13 protein-coding genes are annotated in these 21,489 nt (G+C 27.5%); 2 read left to right on the forward strand and 11 right to left on the reverse strand.

What is annotated here, in order from left to right:
* Nucleotides 1-168 precede the first annotated feature (168 nt).
* The 6 genes from CLSA_RS19915 to CLSA_RS19940 form a co-directional block, all read right to left on the reverse strand.
* Nucleotides 169-1,203 (reverse strand): hypothetical protein, encoded by a 1,035-nt coding sequence (locus tag CLSA_RS19915; protein WP_041716390.1) that lies wholly within the window; start codon nt 1,201-1,203, stop codon nt 169-171.
* A gap of 420 nt (nt 1,204-1,623) precedes the next feature.
* Nucleotides 1,624-1,878 carry a SemiSWEET transporter gene (locus tag CLSA_RS19920; RefSeq protein ID WP_022749916.1) on the reverse strand — a complete coding sequence of 85 codons (255 nt, stop codon included), beginning with the start codon at nt 1,876-1,878 and terminating at the stop codon, nt 1,624-1,626.
* Nucleotides 1,879-1,916: 38 nt separating this feature from the next.
* On the reverse strand, nt 1,917-3,329 hold the full coding sequence (locus CLSA_RS19925) for a glycoside hydrolase family 1 protein (protein ID WP_022749919.1): 1,413 nt from the start codon (nt 3,327-3,329) through the stop codon (nt 1,917-1,919).
* 498 nt (nt 3,330-3,827) lie between these two features.
* Nucleotides 3,828-4,694: a Cof-type HAD-IIB family hydrolase gene (locus CLSA_RS19930; protein WP_022749922.1), complete on the reverse strand. Its 867-nt coding sequence runs from the start codon at nt 4,692-4,694 to the stop codon at nt 3,828-3,830.
* 424 nt (nt 4,695-5,118) lie between these two features.
* Nucleotides 5,119-7,524, reverse strand: a complete 2,406-nt coding sequence (locus CLSA_RS19935; protein WP_022749925.1) for a diguanylate cyclase domain-containing protein — start codon at nt 7,522-7,524, stop codon at nt 5,119-5,121.
* A 293-nt stretch (nt 7,525-7,817) separates the two neighbouring features.
* The gene (locus CLSA_RS19940) at nt 7,818-8,792 is read right to left on the reverse strand and encodes a DMT family transporter (RefSeq protein WP_022749930.1); all 975 of its coding nucleotides are present in this window, start codon (nt 8,790-8,792) and stop codon (nt 7,818-7,820) included.
* 388 nt (nt 8,793-9,180) lie between these two features.
* Between CLSA_RS19940 and CLSA_RS19945 the strand changes: the two genes are divergently transcribed.
* Nucleotides 9,181-10,635, forward strand: a complete 1,455-nt coding sequence (locus tag CLSA_RS19945) for an oligosaccharide flippase family protein (RefSeq protein ID WP_022749935.1) — start codon at nt 9,181-9,183, stop codon at nt 10,633-10,635.
* A gap of 206 nt (nt 10,636-10,841) precedes the next feature.
* On the opposite strand, the gene CLSA_RS19950 is transcribed toward CLSA_RS19945, so the two are convergent.
* Nucleotides 10,842-11,807, reverse strand: a complete 966-nt coding sequence (locus CLSA_RS19950) for a DMT family transporter (protein WP_022749940.1) — start codon at nt 11,805-11,807, stop codon at nt 10,842-10,844.
* A gap of 727 nt (nt 11,808-12,534) precedes the next feature.
* On the opposite strand from CLSA_RS19950, the gene CLSA_RS19955 reads away from it, so the two are divergent.
* On the forward strand, nt 12,535-13,245 hold the full coding sequence (locus CLSA_RS19955; RefSeq protein WP_022749946.1) for an NAD(P)H-dependent oxidoreductase: 711 nt from the start codon (nt 12,535-12,537) through the stop codon (nt 13,243-13,245).
* A gap of 604 nt (nt 13,246-13,849) precedes the next feature.
* On the opposite strand, the gene CLSA_RS19960 is transcribed toward CLSA_RS19955, so the two are convergent.
* From CLSA_RS19960 to CLSA_RS19975, 4 genes are all read right to left on the reverse strand, one after another.
* A complete protein-coding gene (locus CLSA_RS19960; RefSeq protein ID WP_022749951.1) occupies nt 13,850-14,548 on the reverse strand; it encodes a sugar phosphate nucleotidyltransferase in 699 nt (232 codons plus the stop codon).
* A gap of 271 nt (nt 14,549-14,819) precedes the next feature.
* Nucleotides 14,820-16,670, reverse strand: coding sequence for an NTP transferase domain-containing protein (locus CLSA_RS19965; protein WP_022749955.1), 1,851 nt, complete (start codon nt 16,668-16,670; stop codon nt 14,820-14,822).
* A gap of 456 nt (nt 16,671-17,126) precedes the next feature.
* Nucleotides 17,127-20,204, reverse strand: coding sequence for an N-acetylmuramoyl-L-alanine amidase family protein (locus tag CLSA_RS19970; RefSeq protein ID WP_022749960.1), 3,078 nt, complete (start codon nt 20,202-20,204; stop codon nt 17,127-17,129).
* Between the two features lie 456 nt (nt 20,205-20,660).
* A complete protein-coding gene (locus tag CLSA_RS19975; protein WP_022749962.1) occupies nt 20,661-21,059 on the reverse strand; it encodes a zf-TFIIB domain-containing protein in 399 nt (132 codons plus the stop codon).
* Nucleotides 21,060-21,489: the final 430 nt, after the last annotated feature.

Below are 21,489 nucleotides of genomic sequence, written 5' to 3' on the forward strand. Positions count from 1 at the left end.
ATACTAATCAACTCCTAGCTCCATAAATATATTTATTCTATATAATATAATTCAATCACATCTTCTTAAAAAAAAGAAGCTTCTGTATTAAAATCAGAAGCTAGTTTATCCAGATTGCTTATGAATTCAGAATTACTTAACATTTTTTAGCACCTGGATCTGTTATATTTATAAATTTATTTTAACATTTCTATATTTCCTTGAATGTTCAACTTGCATAAGCTTGCAGTTATATTTTAAGTCTTCTAAAGAATGTCCTTTTAGCGTCCATAGTGGATAATAGATTCTCGCCCTATCTACTAATTCTTCTATGATCTTTCTCCCTTGCTCACCCATTCTTCTTGTCTTATTCCTTATAAATTCACTTATCTCTTTACTTGACATATCATTTTTAATCATAGTTATTATGTACTCCAAGCATTTTAAAGTAATTTCTGATGATTTAAACTGCCTTTTTAATACAATATATATTTCTTTTTCAATACAATCCAACTTACCATCACCCATATTTTTAAGCTGATCTCTATCATAATATTTATAATTTATATTTGGTTTTGTTGATATTTTTTCATTAAGAGTTCTCATATCAATAATTTTTATATTACAATAATTTAATTTGTAATCACTATAATATAAATTATATCTGTCATTATATCTCCATAAGTTTTTAATAGCTTCATGTACTTTATATTCCATATTGAAATCTTGAGCAATATAATCTAATAATAAATCTTGTGGTATAACTCCATATATATCTAATAAATTCTTAAACAATTCTATAAGTTTCTGATTTTCCTTTGAATGTTCAATAACTTCAACTTTGCAAAGCCTTAACTTTATTTTCTCTCTTATTTCAAATGAAATTGATACCTTTCTCTCAGTAAAATCATAGTATGAGTATATTAGCCCTAGGTATTCTAATGATTTTATAACTTCTTCTCTCATATTATGCTTTTCATTCAATAATAATGTATAATTACTGTCACATATTTTTTTTATAAAATTATATTCTTCGTACGTAATAAAATTGTCTATTATCACTGAAATATTATTTTTAATATAAAATGATATACTTTCTACAAAATCTTCTTTTCTCTTTCCATGTACATGTATTTCAAAAACTTTAGTCAATTCCTTCAAGTGGCTTAACTTCATTGAATATATAATATTTTTAATCGATTTGCTTTCATAATTCCTTTTCATTACTATCATCCAACTTCTTTATAATATTGATATCGATCACCTTATCTTCACTTGTGAATTACATAAATAGCATTATATATTGGTCTAACCAATTATTGATAATATATCACATATTTTTTAACAGTACAACCATATATATTCCAATTATGTTGCTTTTAACTATAGTCCATTAGATTTTCAAAAATCAGTTACTCATATAAAGTTTACCTATATTAAAATATAAAAAGCTTGTTGCATAATTATGGAATAAAGTAACTAGATCTATTTAAGTGCGCTTAAAAATCAGAAATCTTTAAATAATTGATGTGGAATTTTAAATATTTGCAAATTCACTGGTTTAAACCAAAAAGGAGCATCGCTCCTGATTAAAATTTAATCATTTTGCGACACTCCCTTTACATTATTTAAAATTATGAGCTATTAATTACTAGATTTTTTTATTGAATGTACCTTATAACAAAGTACTACTATTGCAAGTATAAATGTAATTGTATTAGATACTAATATTGCCATATCTCCAATCATATATCCATATATAGACCAAAGAAATACTCCTAAAACAAACATCGCATACATTAACAATGATATTCCTTCTGTATTTTTAGTTTTTATAACTTTAAATGCTTGTGGTAAAAATGATAATGTAGTTAACAGTGCAGCAATATTTCCTATCATAACTCTTCTCCTTAATTAAGTCACAATCAGAAATGTGCTTAAAGTTCTTTTCCATTAGTTTTAATTACATTCTTATACCAAAAGAAACTCTTTTTTCTTATTCTTCTTAAGTCTTTAAGATCAAATTCATCTCTATTTACATATATGAATCCATATCTCTTTTTAAATCCTTGATGTGTACTTATAAGATCTATAGCTGACCATGGACAATATCCGCGTAAATCTACTCCATCAGTTATTGCAAGTCTTGCTTGTTCTATATGCTTTCTTAAGTACTCAATTCTGTAATCATCATTTATAGTATCATTTTCTTCTACTTTATCATAAGCACCCAAACCATTTTCAGTAATTATAATAGGTAATGCATATCTTTCATATACTTCTCTTAATGTATTTCTAAATCCAACCGGATCAATTTCCCATCCAAACTCTGTCTTTTGTAAATTAGGATTTGATACTCCCTTATATACTCCTATATCTCCAACTGAAATTTGCTGGTCTCCTCCTTGAGTTGATAATTCAGTATCATCAATCTTGCTTTCTCCAGCTGTTCCTGTGCAATAATAATTAAATGCTATAAAATCAGGATTTGCACCTTTTAATATGTCCATCTCTCCTTCTTCAATAGTAGGCTCAATTCCCTTTTCAACCATATAACTCCAAGCTATTGGATTATATCTGCCATGTACAGCCATATCTAAATACAACCAATTTCTTATTGAAGATTGATTGTTAGCTGCTAATATATCTTCTGGTTTTGAACTTGCTGGATATATTGAAGTAATATTTGGTGCTGGTCCTATTTTACAATTAGGACATATTTCATGGCATAATTTCATTGTTCTTGCTTGTGCTAACATCATATTATGATTTTGTTTGTACAATTCTTTTTGAATATTTTTTGCTCCTTCACTTACAGTTCCTATTGCTGCACCATGAAGTATCATCATATTTTGTTCATTTATTGTAAGCCAATACTTAACTCTATCCCCGAAATTTTCAAATAAAACCTTTGCATAATTTACAAAAGCATCTACAGTTTCTCTATTAGACCAACCACCTTTTTGCTGAAGTGCATCTGGTAAATCAAAGTGATACATTGTAACTAAAGGTTCTATTCCATATAACAATAATTCATTAATCAAATTATTATAAAATTCGATTCCTTTCTTATTAACTTCACCAACTCCATTTGAAATTATTCTTGTCCATGCAATTGAAAAACGATAAGTTTTAAACCCCATCTCTGCAAATAATGCTACATCTTCTTTATAATGATGGTAATGATCACTAGATACATTAAAGTCAGGTGTACCTGGTATTACATCTTTTGTATCTTGAACTGATAATCCCTTCCCATCTTCATTATAAGCTCCTTCAACTTGATAAGCTGATGTTGATGCTCCCCATAAAAAGTCTTTCGGAAAATCTTTTAAATTCCTATGAAACATATATACCCACTCCATCTTCTCTTATTTTTACAAATTCATCTTACATATAGTGAAAATAAATCAAATTAACTACATTATTCTTTTCATGATTTTAATATATCACTATGAAAAAGATATTTGTACATTCTTGAAGATTTAGTGACATATGAAACATTCTTGTTATCTGTTTTTTTAAAAAACAGCTTGTTTTATTTATACAATATTAAACATAATAATCATGGTATAATATCATAAATAAATATAAATTATAGTGTGAACAAGCTATCAGAATCACCAAACTTGAAAATATATCTTATTTTAGAAAGAAATGGTGCTCTTTTGTGAAGTGTTACATTGAGAAAAAGACTGTAGAATTTCTTCAACAGAAGTTGTTCCATTCCCGCATGTCCTTAACTTGCTTAAGGAGCATGCAGGAATGGATACAACCTCTATTGTTAGAAATTTACAGTCTTTTTCTCTAGTAACCGTAACAAATAGAGCACAATTTCTTTCGGTTAGTTATATTTCCAAATTCAATACCTTGTAAATAGCTTTCGCTACTCCTGCATTATCATTTGTATCTGTTATATGTTTTGCTACTTTTTTTATTTCAGGCATAGCATTTTCCATAGCAAAAGATACCGGAAATTCAGTAAACATAGAATAATCATTAAAACTATCACCAATTACCATAACTTCATCTTTTTCTATTCCCATTTTTTGTGCAACTTTAGCTAATATAAGCCCCTTTTGCGCATTTACATTATTTATTTCTATATTTTTAGTAAATGTTGATGAAATGGCTAAACCTTTAACACTTTCTAATTTATTTTTTACTTCTATGGTAGTTTCTTCATTATTATAAAAAGCAACAAACTTTCCTATTTTAATGTCACTATTTAAAAATTTCTTTATATCAGTTATGTAATTTAAACCAGTAAAATGTGAATGTTGTTTTGCAATTATAATAGCTTCTTCAAAACTTGTTCCAGGGTTAAATGCTTGAACTCTATATGCAATTTGTATTAAAGCTTTTTCCTTAGTATCAATAGTGTATAATCCTTTATTAGTATATATCTCTGCTGAAACTTCATTACTTTCTATCATGTCAAAAATCTCAACCGCCTTATTTTTATCAATATCTATGCTTTCTAATACATTTCCATCCTCATCACGATATTCCGCCCCATTCATAACTACGCATTCACATTTAATTCCATACTCTTTAAGAAATGGTTCTACATCACTATATATTCTTCCTGTAGCAATCGCAAAATGTACTCCCATTTCTTGTGCTTTTTTAATTGCTTCTAAGTTTTCTTTTGAAATTTTATGGTCACTATTAAGCAGTGTACCATCCATATCTGATGCAATAAGTTTTATCATTATCATTCCCTCCACCTATATTCAATTTTTTGTTTCATTATATATGTTAACTTAATCATCTAGCATATATAATATACTACTATAGTTTTACAATAATATTATTTAGGCACATGAAAGAAAATAACAAGTCCAAAATACCCTGATTGCATAAGGCAAGGAAGTGGATTTGTCTCATAGCGGGCTATTAGACAAATCCACTGACGCAGCATGATGAAAAATAGACTTGGCAGATGGACTTGTTATTTTTTTGAATGTGCCTTAGTACAAATATATATATTTTTATTATATATCATAATAAAAAAATAAGGCTAAAAAGTTTTACTTGAGCCTTATTTTCCTTAACAATCAATTCATCTTTACGTTTTACAAATTGTTCAATTAATTCAATAGTATAACTTGTTTGTCTACCAATTCTACTAGCTTTTTATATGTTTTTTTCAAAAATACAATAATTATCCTTACCTTTATTTTTAGCTAAATATAAAGCTTTGTCCGCATTTTCAAAAAGTTCACCAAATGACTCTCCATCTTTAGGATATTTAGCAATTCCTATGCTTCCTGAAACTTTATAATCCAAATTATTTTCTATATAACCAGCTTTAAATCCATTTACCAATTTATCTGCCTTATCATAAATAACCTTCTCTGATTTTATGTCCTTCAAAAATACAATGAATTCATCTCCGCCAATTCTACCAACAATTGCATTTTCATAAAAAACATTCAAAAACATCGAAGAAACATTACTTAAAACATCATCTCCAACTAGATGACCCATATTATCATTAATTGATTTAAAATCATCAATATCTATAATAAACAATGCTCCATGTTTATTGCTAATATTACTATTTTCCATATATTCTTTTATTATATTTTCCACTGTTCCTTTGTTATACAGTTTAGTTAAACTATCCCGCTGAGCTTTAAATAAAAGTTTTTCACTTTCAATCTTCTCTTTATTAATATTAATTATTACTCCTATTACTTTGAAAAGATTATCATTTTGATCAAACATTGCGGTTCCTCTTATTTTACACCAAATATATTCATTATCTATATTTTTGATTCTAATTTCAGTTTCGTTGTATTTTTCTCCATTTATAAAATCGTTTAAAAATTTTCCTAACTCCTTTAAATCATCTTTATAAATACTATTATTATTATATATTTTCTTACTAATATTACTTATATTAGATTCAATATTGAATTTTTGTTGCCAATTATCTGAATATGAAATAGCATCCTCTTTAACATTCCATTCGAAAATTATCTCTTCTGTTTGAGACATAATTATACGATAGCGTTCTTCACTTAACCTTAATTCTTCTTGTGCTATTTTAGCATCATTTATATTTATTGTAACATTATAACTAAATATCTTTCCCTCTCTATCTTCTACTATTCTTCCATTATCAAGAATCCATACTATACTTCCATCCTTACGTTTAATTCTATATTCTACAGCAAATCTATTATTTTTACTTATTTGATCATTAATTTCTCTTTCAACTCTTTCACGATCTTCCTCATAAATTACATCAAATATTTTTCTACCAAACATTTTTTTAAATTCATGTCTTTTATATCCTAAAAGATTTAAACATCCGCCAGTTAAAAAGTCTACAATATGCTCTCCATCTTTTATTATATTTCTATGAACTCCACCAGGTATATTAGATGTTAAACAATACAATTCTCTATTCTTATTTTTAATGTATCTTCTTTTCTTTTCTATTTTACTTATTAGTTCATTAAATGCTTTAGATATTTCACCAAATTCATTGTCCTTATCATATATAAATCTATCTGAATAATCACCTTGTTTTATTTTTTTTATTGATTCTAATAAATTAAATAAAGGCTTAAAAAAATGTTTCATTATAAAAATATATGAAATTGTTGCAATAACTATAATAAATAATAAAGTAATTATTATATTTTTAATATTTTCATTCAATGGAATTTTAAATTCATTCCACTGCACATCACTAAAAACTATCCAATCAGTGCCTGAAATTCTTGAATAATAACCTATTTTCTCAACTCCATTAGTATTGTAATTAATTATCCCTTTAGGATTATTATTAAAATTTACTTGTTTCCACTGTGAGTATAAATTGTTTTTACCCTCAATCCTATTTATGCTGTATTTAAATTCCTTATTATTACTATATGCAATTTTTCCATTCCCATCTATAATTGATACGTTACCAGTTTTAAAAAAATGTATATTATCTACAGCTGTTTTAAAATAAGTCATATCTATAACATTTAGTATTGAGCCTTCATATTTACCTTCTGAAAAAACAGGGCTTACTATTATTGCACTTTTTATTCCATTATTAACCTCTTTTCTTTCAATGATATTAGTTACAACTATTTGATTATTCAATAGCTTTCTTTTGTCATTATCAGATAACATAATATTTTGGCCTATACGCTCGTTGTTACTATCTGCTATTACAAGTTCTTCTTTGTTAATAACTGCTAGGTCATTTAGATAAAAATATTCTTCTTTTGTGCTAATTAAAAATTCATTTAGCATATCTACATTCTTTTTTATATCCTTAGGATTTGTTTTATTGTTCGAATAAATCAATAAATTTTCAGTTATAGGCATACTCTTAATAACATTCAGATTACTGATATTTTCTCTAAAAAAATCTTGTAAATTCGATGATTGATCATCAGCAACTGTTATAATGTTCTGCTTAATAATTTCTATAGTTTTATTACGTAAGTTCTCAATACTTATACTTGTTGCAATACAGGTTGGTATTACAAACAGCAAAACAGAAAAAATAACAAATTTCTTTCGTATATTCATTTTTCCCCCTCCTGTATATATTATATAATATATATAAAGTAAATCGTATAATATTTTTACGTAATATTTTAAATTAAATAAAATATACTTAAAAAAGTGTTAAATAAGTCATTATATTTTTTACTTATTTAACACTTTTAAACTTAGTTTTTTTATTTTAGGCACGTTGAAATAAATAACAAGTCCATTCATCAGTTTATTTTCAATCATGCTCAGTCAGTAAATTGCCTGATGAAAACTATCTACGATAAATTGGATTTGTTATTTATTTTCATGTTCCTTAATTTTAAATTTTATTCTGCTTCTACAAATTTGATTGTTTCATTCTTTTCTGTTTCTGGTTCTCTTGCAACAAAATAAACTCCTACAATAACCATTACGCTACTTATAATAGTTAATATTCCTATATCACTTCCAATAATAAACTTATCAAAGATTATAGACCAAACAACATATGTTATGTTTAATCCCATTGCCCTTGTTGCCCCAATTTTATAAATTGCTTTATAATAAAATAAATACGAAATTGTTCCTGATAATGCTGTTGCTGCAATCCACCAAATAACACTTGTTCTTAAAATCTCAAAACCAAGCCCTATACCACCAATGATTGGAACTATAATAACTCCATAAACAATCGCTGATGTCATTTGTCTTATTTGAAGCGCAAATTCTGAAGATACTTCATCACCTTTCATTCCATATGCACATATTACACATTCACTACCCCATCCAATTACGCAAAGAAATGCACATAAAAAGCCAACTATATTCACACCATTTTCACTAGATGAATATCCAAGTATTGATACTCCCATAATTGCAACTATTAATCCAATCCATGCTTTCTTACTTATCTTTTCTTTCAATATAAAATAAGCTAATATTGCTCCAACTGCTGGATATAGTGATGAAATTATAGCGGTATATGATGGTCCAATTAATTTTACTGAGAGTAAATATCCTGCCATTCCAATAGGTCCCCCCATAAGTGCTGCTATAACAACAAATAATGCACTCTTAGTTTTCATAGCTTTAAATAAGCTCCCTAGTTGTCTTTTAAATCCAAGATATATTAATGTCCACATTGCTGAAAAAGCATCATGAAAAAATGCTGTTATAAACGGTGCTAAAAATACTGCACCTTGTGGTAAAAATGGACTCATAGCAAGTACTATTGATATCAATACTGTATCCAATCCCCAAGTAGCTGCTGATATAATACCACTTGCCACTCCAATTTTATAATTACTTTTATCAGATTTCATAATATTCCTCCCAAAATTCAATCGTTAACAAAATATATTTCAATTTTATCAGACTCAACAATCGATTAATACAATTTTAGTTACAAAAAAATTTAGGCACATGAAAAAATGAAACAAATCTGATTCCTTGCCTAATAAAAAATAATCATAACATTTTGAGCTTATTATTTTTTCATGTGCCTTAAATTTACAATAACACTCATATTTCTCCGTTTTATGATTGATAATTAATTAATGTTATTATAAAATAAGAAAGTATAATTACAATAGAATAATTGCTCAAAATAAGTAATTGTACCTTAACCCTATATTATTTTTATTTAGTTTTGAGTAATTCAAGTTTAACTACTTTAAAATTGATAGTAGTTTAAATTATAGAGGTGAAAATATGTCTAAATCAATTTCAAGAAACGCAATATTTAATTCAATATTAAACTTATTTAATATACTGCTACCAATATTAGTAATTCCAAGTGTATCTAGAGCGATAGGAAATGAGCTATATGGATATATGGGATATGGAGATTCCTTAAATAACTATTTTTCTATCTTTGCAAGCTTTGGTATATATACATATGGACTAAGAGAAATTAGCAGAGTACGTGATGATAAGATTAAACTCAGACAGACATTTACAAGCTTATTTGTTTTAACAACAATAACAAATATTTTAGCAACATTAGCATATATGGCATTTGTATTATTTTCCTATAAAGGTCAGCCTTATCTTTACACATGTATAATTCTTGGATTAAATTTAGCCTTTAATCTTTTTTATGTAGAATGGGTTAACCAAGCTTTAGAGAATTATGACTTTATTACTATTAAGACTATGATAATCAGAATTGTAAGTTGTATTATAATTATATTTTTGGTAAGAAGCAAAGAAAACTATCTATTTTATCTATATGTTATAGTAATAACTAATTTTTTAAATAATATAGTGAGTTTTATTTATATAAAGAAAAGAATAAAATTTGATTTTTCTAATTTATGCTTTAAAAAACATCTAAAACCAATGATTTATGCTGTAATACTTTCTAATGTAGGTGTATTATATACACAACTTGATAAATTTATGATAAAAGCCAGTAATGGAACAACTGATGTAGGATATTATTATATGGCGCAACGAATAATTAATATGATAAATACACTATTGCTTACACTAGTTACTGTTACTATGCCAAGATTATCAAATTATTTAGGAAATGATTCACAAGATAAATATTTAGTACTTCTAAAAAGAGTCGCAAAAATATATTTTATAATTTTATTCCCTGCATCTATCGGATTAATGTGTTTATCAAATGAAGTGATTGGAATATTTGGTGGAGGTGAGTATTTATCAGTAATTCCCGCAATGGAAGTATTTTCGATTTACATGTTAAGTTTAGGTATACAAAATATTATCTCTAATCAAATAATTTATTTATATCAAAGAGAAAAAGATGATTCAATATTAATATTTATAGGTGGAATTATAAATTTAATATTGAAATTTATACTAATATTCATAGGACATTTTACAATTGTAACCGCTATAGGTACAACTTTAATAGCAAATATAATAGTTATTGGATTGCAGTATAGACTTGTAAAAAGAGTAATAAAATTAAATATAAATTTATTTAATTTTAATAACATGAAATATCTAGTATATTCACTAATATTTATTCCAATAACTATTTTAATAAAAAGTCTTACTCATAATATAATATATATATGTATTATAGATGTTACTTTTTGTAGCTTATTTTATATAGGTGCTCTTATTATTACAAAAGATGATGTATTTTTTGAAATGATAGGTAAAGTAAAGGCAAAATTAATTAGAAGTTAAGGTAGAGACATACTAATTATTTATTTTCATGTGCCTAAACAATGAAAGGTGCTGAATAACTTATTTAAAAAATAAATTATTCAGCACCTTTTATTAATTACATAAAAAAATAACACGTTCATGTATCTTATTTATGCATAATCAAAAAAGTAATAGACCAAAAATGCCATGCATACTGATCTATTACTTTTTGATTGTACCTTAACTTATGCAAATTCAGAAGTTTCTTTAATTTCTTCTTCTGAAACTTTTGCCATCAAATATACTCCACCCATAACCATTAAGCTGCATATAATTGTTTTTAAACTTAATTGAGTTCCATTTATTAATACATCGAATATTATTGCAAAAACAGTATTTGTTGAGTTTAATCCCATAGCTTTTGTTGCTCCAATTTTATCAATTGATTGATAATAGAACAAATATGATGCCGTTCCTGATAAAGCAACTGCTATAAGATACCAAACTGAATTTGTTCTTAAAGCTTCAATACTCATTCCAATTCCACCTACCATAGGAACTATTAAAGCAGAATAAACAATACCTGATGTTAACTGTCTTATTTGAAGTGCAGACTCTGCAGATACTTCATCAGCTTTCATTCCAATTGCACATATAACAGATTCACTTCCCCATCCTATTGCACAAACTAAAGCCCATATAAATCCTACAATACTAATTCCAGATTCATTTGGTGAATATCCAATTAGCACTATCCCTAAAATTGCAACGAATAATCCTATCCATCCCTTTTTACCTATCTTCTCTTTTAGTATCAAATATGCTAAAATTGCTCCAAATGCTGGATATAATGATGATATTATAGCTGTATAAGATGGTCCAATATATTGAATTGCCATTACATATCCCGTCATCCCAACTGGCCCCCCCATAATTGCTGCTAATGCAACCACCGCACCACTCCTAGTTTTCATAGCTTTAATTAATGGTCTTAATTGCTTTTTTAATGAAAGATATATAAATGTCCATACTGCTGAAAATGCATCATGAAAGCATGCTGTTAAAATTGGTGCTAAAACTATTACACCTTCTGATGAAAATGGACTCATAGCAAGTATTATTGCCATCAAAACTGTATCTATTCCCCAAGTTATTGCTGAACCTAATCCCGTTAATACGCCTATCTTATAATTATTTCTATTACCTTCCATTGAAAATCCCCCTCAAATCTAATTAAGGCACATTCAAAAAAATAACAAGTCCATCTACCAAGCCTATTTTGCATCATGCTGCGTCAGCGGATTCCTCTAATAGCCCGCTATGAGACAAATCCACTTCCTTGCCTGATGCAAAATAATCATGGCATTTTGGACTTGTTATTTTCTTTCATGTGCCTAATTGTTTTTATTCTTAACTTAATCTATAAATATTATGTATATAAAAGGATTCAGTATACATCATATTTAATACTATCTATGTAATTCATCAAGTTCATTTTATGAACATAACTATATTATCATTGTTCAATGTTCAATGCAATATGTTCAAAAAACTAAGTTCTACAAATAAATATATTTCTTCTTTTAACAGATATAATAATATATAAAAGCTAAAAACAATGATAATAAACTGCATTATTTTATTTTTGAAAACATATATTATCGCCATAATCTCATTCTTAAATTTTGCATATTTTATAAAAAACCTCTTTTAAACTGTTATTTTCCCCCTTAATCCATTGTAAATTTGCTAATTTTATATATATTTTTGTAAATTTAGTAGACTTAACCCATTTCATTTTGCTATAATCAAATTAACAATTATTAGTTTAAAATTATATTATATTTTTAATCCTTAATACACATATAATACCTATTCAAAAACGTAACTAATTCAGTATGTACCTCTGTCTAAAACTGTCAGGAAAGGAGTATACTTATGAAAATATCAATTATTTATGGAACTACTACCAAAGACAATACTTATAATTGTGTTAAACTTTTATTGAAAAAAATTAAATTAAATGCAGATATATCTGTTACAGAATTTTTTATATCTGATGATTTATCTTATTTGTACTCAGGTTCTGTTTCATGTTTTATAAATGCTCAACATAAATCTCATCATCGTAATAATATATATGATATAATTAACGTCCTAGATCAATCCGATCTAATTATTTTAGCTTCTCCAGTATGCTCCTGTGATGTAAGTGTTCAAATGAAATTATTTTTAAATAATTTACTATGTAATCTACAAAATTATGAATTCAACTCAAAAATGGCAGATAAAGTTGGTATTGTTGTCTCAACAACTCCAGGTGCTGGACTAAATAATACTTTAAGAACTTTGCAGAAATGTTTAAAATCATTGGGGATAAAAAAAATTCTAAGATTCTCAAAAACTCTTTATGAATTAGATTGGTTGGACATAAATTTTAGAAATAAAAGAAAATTAAACAATAAGACTTCTAAGCTTGCTTATAGAGCAACAAAATTAACTACTAATACTTCTTTCAAAAGAGATTACATTTTTACATGCAAAACTTTTCTACACTTAATCAGTACTGAAAATAAAAAAGCTGAAAATATAATAAACTTTCCTAATCAAAGAAGTAACAAATACTCTAATACAAAGATATATTTATAATGTGCATTCTCACACGTTTATTGTTTACGTTTACTTAACTTCTTATATGCAACTTGAAATTAGAGTTATGATATAATTTACCGAAATAAGGATGACTATTTTACTCGGTTGCTAGATAATTTAGCTATACAACACTACGTAAATTAGTCATCCTTATTTCTAGTATAGAATGCATTTCAAAACTCAAATCTAGTTTATAGTTCTTTTCCTTCCATAAAACCTAAATAGGAACTAATATACCATATAATTTTTTATTACATAACTTGTAATCTTAAATCAATATCCAAAATCAAATATACTTTTATGAAACAGGCATTTGAAAATAAGTTGTGAAATTTGTTAATAAGATATTATTTAATTTTTAGATTGTGATTATACTAGAAAGTAAGTGGATTCTTTTGCGTAGTATTGCATTTAGAATGTTGCTATAGGTATTTCTTCAGTAAACGTTGTACCCATTCTTGCTTGTCACAAGCTTGCCTTGGGAACATGCTGGAATGGGTACAACTTTTACTGGTAGAAATCCATAGCAATATTCTATAGCAATCGAGCAAAAGAATCCACTTGCTTTCGGTGAATTACCACATAAACTTAAATTGCATATTTATTTAATGTTAAGACTTCTCTTTAAGTATTCTAAATCTTCAAGAGAATCTATTTCAAAAATATCATTTGATTGTATTTTTTCAATTTTTACATTCATATTATCCAAATTATCTACTGCAATGCTATCCCAATACATATCTTTGAAATCTCCTAAATTAACAGCTTCCTCAACTTTTTGAGCTATTAATTTTCCATCTTCCTCAGTCCAAAATGATGCACCCGACATAATATAGCTAGGTTCATCTCCATTTTTTCCAATATCAACTCCATGAATTCTTCCATCCTGGTCATACCTTAAAATCCATTCATTGATTATATTTTCTTTGCATGCTGAGTAATATACTGATGTTTCTGGCTTGCTAGTAGGCAAGAAATTTCTTGTAATATAATTATCTGCATCAATTACAAATGCATCTTTTAAATATTCTCTAACTAAATACATAGTATAAATATTGTTATACACATCATATTTATCATTAACAACCTTAATTAAGTTATATTTTTTAACTATTTCATCAAACTTTTCATGTAAATATCCAGTTAAGACTATAATTTCATCAATTCCTCTTTCTCTTAAATTGATAATTTGTCTCTCAAGTAAAGACATACCATTAACTTCTATCAAAGACTTTGGAGTAGTTAATGTTAATGGTCTAAGTCTAGTGCCCATCCCGGCAGCCATTAAAATTGCTCTCATATCACACCTCAATCGTTCATCATTAATTCTTCATTATTCCTTATTCAGGCACATTCAAAAAAATAACAAGTCCATCTGCCAAGCCTATTTTTCATCAGAGGAAGCTCGACTCGCATACGCTCACTGAGTAAACGATTCACACCAAATCATAGATTTGGGTTCTCTGCTCATCAGCGGATTCCTCTAATAGCCCGCTATGAAACAAATCCACTTCCTTGCCTGACGCAAAATAATCAGAGCATCTTGGACTTATTATTTTCTTTCATGTGCCTTATAATTTCATTAAATATTCTTTAGCTCTATTATATCTGTCAATTCCATAAGTACCGAAGTCATCTCCTTCAGCCTCTTTAATTAATGTCCATACTGCCCATAAAGTATCCTGACAAATTTGATGGATTAATAGTCTTCTTCTTGAGTTTTCATCTGCTTCTTTTCCATTGAAATATAATCTAAACATTAAATCAATATCATCTTGTGAAAATTCATTTTCTAAAGATAGTGCTGCTAAATCCCACATATCATCATTAATACCGCTATACTCCCAATCAATTAAATATATTCTGCCTTCAGTGTCCTTAACAAAGTTTTCTGAAACTAAATCATTATGTGATGGAACAAATACTCTATTACATTTTCTTAATTCTTCCTCAAGCCCCATTACCTTTTCTCTAACTTCATTATAATCTTCGAAAAATTCACCGTTATCACTTCTTAATATTTTTTCATACTTTTCAAGTTCCCTAAATGCATTAAACTCATTATCCATATGAAAATCCTTGCACTCATGCAGACTTCTTAAAATAGTAGTAACCTGCTTTAAATTATCTTCTTTCTTAATACTTCTATGAGTTAAAGTTTCTGCATTTTCTATAAATTTAGATATCTTAACTCCAGTTTCAAGATTGAAATATGGAACTTCTACATTATATCCTTTTTCCGAAGCAATTGCAGAATTAAACATCTCTGTATTTCTATTTATCATTTGACTAGTGCCCGCACCTGCAACCCTTAAAATATATCTAATTCCTTTAACACATATCCTATAATTTTTATTAGTCATACCACCGGCTGGCGTAACTTCTGTAATATCTCCCTCTTCTACTTTTAATGCTTCACATACAATAGATTTTATATTGTTTATTTCATAACTAAGCTCTCTTCTTCTAATTGTTGGATAAAGATGATTTTTAATCTTTTCATATTCTTTTATTGTATCAGCATCTCCCCATGCAAGATCATCTATCTTAACAAATCCAATATTATAATTTCTAGCTACATCTAATAGTACATATTCATAATTTAAATACGGATTAACATTTTCCTTGAATTCCTCAAGCATCATTTGATACAATTTATAAGAAATTTTAGTAAGTCCAATCATTTCACCATCAATTCTATTAAATTGATGAATATCTTTAGACATCTTAAATAAATGATTATCTCTTATTTCAACAAAAGCTTCATCTCCAGATCCACTCTCATTTGTAAAAAGTATACAATCCCTATTTTCACTTTCAACTAATTCTTTAATTGCTCTACCTTCAAATATCAAATCATTTTCAATAAGCAAGAAATCATCATCAATATAATCCTTAGCTAAAGATAATGAATGCATTGTTCCTGTCCATTTATAAATATCACTATTTACTAAAGTTACATTCTTACTATTTTTAAAATATTCTTCATATAATTCACTTTTATATCCTGTTACTATAACAATCCTGCTTATTCCATTTTCTTTTAATATGCTAAGAGTTCTATCTATCAATTTAAAGTCTTGAATTTCAAGCATACCTACAGGCTTTCCAAAATCTTCAGCTCTACCTGCTGCTAATATTACAGCTTGCCTTACTATCTTTTTCTCTTCCTCATGAAGCTTTAATCTAGTACTCTTTGCATACGCAATATTCTCTTCTAAAAATTTCATTCCCTTCTCAGTTACTTTGTATAATGTTCCTCTATTATTTGTAATCCTATCTATAAATCCCTCTGTAGTAAAATCCTTTAATAAAGCATTAACTTTACCAAGAGACATGTTAGTTTTTTTTGCTAATTCCCTTTGATTAATATTAAAATTATCATTTAGTGTTTTTAATACTTCTAATTTATCTTCTAACATAATACCCCTCCACTATTTCTATTCACAGCATATAATTAGTAATAATAATTTTTACACATTATTGTGGATAAATACACATATTTTTTATGTTCGAAATATGAACTATAATTATTATATTCCCTCAAATTCCCTATGTCAATAAATATATTATTATAAACATGTATATTGCGAAACATTAAAGTTTTACCATTCCTCAATGAAATTAGCCACATATTTGTTCCATAGGACTAAGAAAATTTGGATAAAAACACCTAAATCTCATGTTATCCCACTTTAGTTTGATCTAAATATAAAATTTAAACAAACTAAGGTGAAACAACATGATATTAAGACGTTTCAACATCTTATTTTCAATGCCTATTTCATAAACATGTGGCTAATTTCTTTATATGTGTATTCTTTTTCAGTTTTTTATTAACAAACTTTTAATGTTTTGCAATACTTCTGTATTTAATTTTAAAATATAACAGATCCATCTACTGCAAATTTATACATTTTTCCATCAATATACATTGATTGATTTACTACCATTTGTCCATTTGGAGCAAAATAATACCATTTGCCATTTAAATACAACCAACCTTTGTGCATTACACCATTTCCGCCCATATAGTACCAATTATTATCTAAGTTCATCCATCCAGTCATTAGCTTTCCTGTAACTGGACTTAAATAATAAGTTTTTCCAGCATCAGTATCAACTTTCCATCCTGATGCTCTATATCCTACATTATTTAAATAATACCATTCACCTTTAGTTTGAACCCATTGATTTTTAACTTGCTTGTGTTTTTTGTCAAAATAAACAGGTTTGTCATTTACTTTTCCCCATTCATCATACTTATTTAAATCCACCCAGCAATCGCTAATATCATCATAAAATTGATCTTGTTCATCACTACCATTATCAGTATTATTATTTGATGAATCCGTTCTAGTAACTTCTAAAGTATAAGTTTGTGTACTCTTACCATCTTCTGATTTGACTGTTATCTCAATATCAGTTTTTTGAGCTCCCTTAAGACTAACATTTATTGGATCGTTAGAATATTTTTGACCATTTACAGTTACAGTTGAGTTTGGATCTTCTACTACTGGCGTTACCTTAATACTAGTTGCATTAAGATCTACTCGAACCTTAGTTGTATCTTCTGAAGAATCAAAAGTATAATCACCTGTACTAAGAATTACATTTTTCAATTTATCATTACTACTTTTGGTACTATTTTTTACTATAATACTATAAGCTTTAGTTGTAGTACCATCTTGAGCAGTAACAACTATATTTATGTTGGTTGTACCACTTGAATTCAATGTAAGATCAGTTGATTCTCCTGAAACCAAATTAGAAGAATCCTCAGAACCACTAACAGTTGCAACTATTGATTTAGCATTTTGATCTTCTGATGTTGCAGTTAAACTAACACTTGTACAATCCTTATCTACTGAAACATTATAGCTATCAGTACTACTTGAAAATCCTGAATTCCCATTAGAATCTGTTAAAGTTGCACCTTTTATCTTTAGCGAACTTAATAAAGCATCTGATGATTTATCAGTATTGTTATTAGTATTATCACTTGAATTAAAATTCTTAGGTAAATAGAAATAATATTTATCTCCTACAGGATAACTTCCTACTAAAACCTTCTTTTTATTTCCATTTGAATCGGTTTGTTCAGTATACTTATCATAATAAGCCTGCACAATCATTTTCTTTGATTTTCCAACACTTACATTAAGACTATCGCTTCTAATCCCACTACTTTGATTAAATGTATTTGCCTTAGATGCATCTGCCTCTGTAAGATTATTACTATCAATTTCATCAGCAAGCCAAACTTTTATGTATTCATTTTTACTACTAGTTCCTTGAAGCTTTACATTAACAGTATCACCTGCATATAAATCATAAGTACGTCTACTTTGACTAAATGCTATTTTATTAGATTTTACACCTGGCTGCGTTAATTCTGCATTTCCGTCATCTAAAAGTAAACTTAAATTAGAAGTATCTGTACTTGAAGGATTTATAACATTTAATACATATCTTGCTAAAAGATTCCCTGTTCTACTTTGTCCATCGCCTTCATACACATCAAGGTACAAAGTATTACTTAAAGAACCTGCTGCAAAATTAATATATTGTTTTCCATTTTTCAGTTCTGAATTTAAAATCTTTTCATTTGCATCATCGGTATCTTTATAGTGGTTAGTTAACTTATACGCTACAGTCTTTCTACTTCTTACTAAAGCAGGATCTAAACTAATCATTTCTGCCCTTTTATCTATAGTTATTTGACCAGTATAAACAGGTGTGCTATCTGTATCATTAATTGTACCTACAGTAAATTTTTTACCTATATACGCTGGTACATCTGCTTCTTCATTATAATTAAGTTTTGTTATTCCAGCATTATCATATATACTATAGTCCTTTGTAGCATTCATTGTTTTATATCTAATTTCTATAGCATAAGATTTTTGAATTGCTGGATCCGCTTTATTTCCATTACCACTAACTGCTGAAGGATCTAATTTTATTAAAATTGTATCTGAGTTTCCAATTCTACTTAAACTACCATGTAATTTACCATGACCTTCACTATTTGTAATAGTAGCACTAGAATCATAATTACCATTTTTATATATCTTGGCACCATCCAAAACTAATGAACTATCTAAAGTCATATCATAAGTTAATATTGAAGTTGAATCTGGCACATCATATGTATATCTAAGTGGCATTTTAGAATCTGGTTTTGCTGTTGTTGAATATAAAAACGGACGTGTATTGTTTTCTATTGTACTCTCGTTATCAACATCTTGAGATTTAATATACGCGTTAAAAACCATTGGCTTTATTTTATCTATTACGTAATTATTTGCATGTTCAATTGTCAAATTCCCATCTGCATGATTTATATCCTCTTGAATCCCTTTTGTTACATTTGCTACTTTTATAGGATTTCCACTTGAATCAACTTTTCCACTATCAACCATTTCACAATTCATTGTTAATTTAGTTATTTTAATACGATATACAATTTTATTTACTCCAAGCGGTAGGTTGAGTATTGTTCTACCAACTCTTTTTTCACTTGTTGATAATGGATTTGCATAGTCAGTATCTTTTATACCTACACTACTGAAATTTGGATCTGAATCAGTACCAACACCACTACTCTGTATTCCATTTATAGATACTATTTGTACTTCCTGACTTATAATACCCGTTTGTGAACTTTGGGTATCTTTTGCCAATTGTGTTAACTTCTCTTGAGTTGTTCTAACATCTGAAGCTGTTATACTAAATCCACCTTCTGTATTCTCACTAGTATAAATAACTTCATTTTTACTAGTACTAGTATCTACAGTTGATGGCAGTGGAGTTGTACTTCCATCAGCACTTACTTGTATATCTGTTCCTTCATCTGCCTTAGCTACCTGCCCTCCGAATTTTACTGGCAAAAAAGATATTAAACTTGTGAAAATAACAAGCATAGCTATAAATCTTTTGTGCAATTTATTCATGATTTTCCCCTCCCAAAATGTGTATTTAACTTTCATAAACTTAAATTTAGGTACATGAAAAATAATAGGCCAAAGATGCATCCCATATAACGCGCTAATTAATGAGGCAAATTCTACTTATAGGTGACTATTAGCAGAATTTATTGACACAGCATGACGCCAAATAAGTATACATACTGGTCTATTATTTTTTTCATTGTGTATTAATAATCAATATATTCATCCTATTCTACTAATATATATATCGAATAATTTATTAATTTCTTTAGGAATTTAAATCCACTATTTGAATATGTTTCTCATACATTTTCAAATGAATTAGTTGTCCAACACAACTAAGTAACAAAAAGGACCTTTCATAATATAATACATCCGTTATATATTATAAAAGGTCCGTTTTAGTCAAAATCTTTATTTATTATACAAAATATATTGATATTAATTTTCTAGTATCAATTATGATTTTCCTTTAAATTTATTTTTGCACTTTGGACAAGTAATTGTAATCTTTCCTTTTCTTCTTGGTACTCTAAGTGTTTGCTTGCAATTTGGACATTTAAAATACTTATGAGTTTTTAATTCCTTAGCTCTTACTTGTTTTTGTTTAAGCCATACAATTAGTGCATTTTTCATTCTTAAATATTTACCATTTTCTTGCTGACGCTTATATATGTTTTTAGAAAATGTTCTAAATGCGTATAATAATATTGGTATATATGCAATAAGTCCAAATGCATACAAATATTTAGATAACATTTCACTTATAAATATTAATATAATCGATAAAATAAGCAATGCTATGGATAATTCATCCACACCATATCTTCCATACATAAATTTCTTAAACCAATTCATTTTTCTCACCTCCAACATTGCTTAATTTCTATATAGATAAACAACCTATAACTTAAAATTATGAGATAGTTAACCGAAATAGAGGTTATGCATTTGTTTCGGTTACTTAAAATTTTGATAGATCCTTCTAAGACTGCAAGTTGTACCCACAATGCTTGCTTCACAAACATGTTGTGAACAAGCACATGTGGAACAACTTACAGTCTAAGAAGCATAGCTATCAAAATTTTTTGAGGTAACACTACACAAAAGCATAACCTCTATTTCTACTTTGGGATATACATTCAAATCATAAGCATAATTTATAAATTAAATATCTATACGTAAAATTTAAAATTTAGATATCTATAGTATGGTAAATATGCCTTACTATGTCAAGCATTTATATAATACACAAGCTCTATTTCAGTTATCTATTACATAAGCCCAA

The sequence above is a fragment of the Clostridium saccharobutylicum DSM 13864 genome (assembly GCF_000473995.1).
In the GTDB taxonomy this organism is placed as follows: domain Bacteria; phylum Bacillota; class Clostridia; order Clostridiales; family Clostridiaceae; genus Clostridium; species Clostridium saccharobutylicum.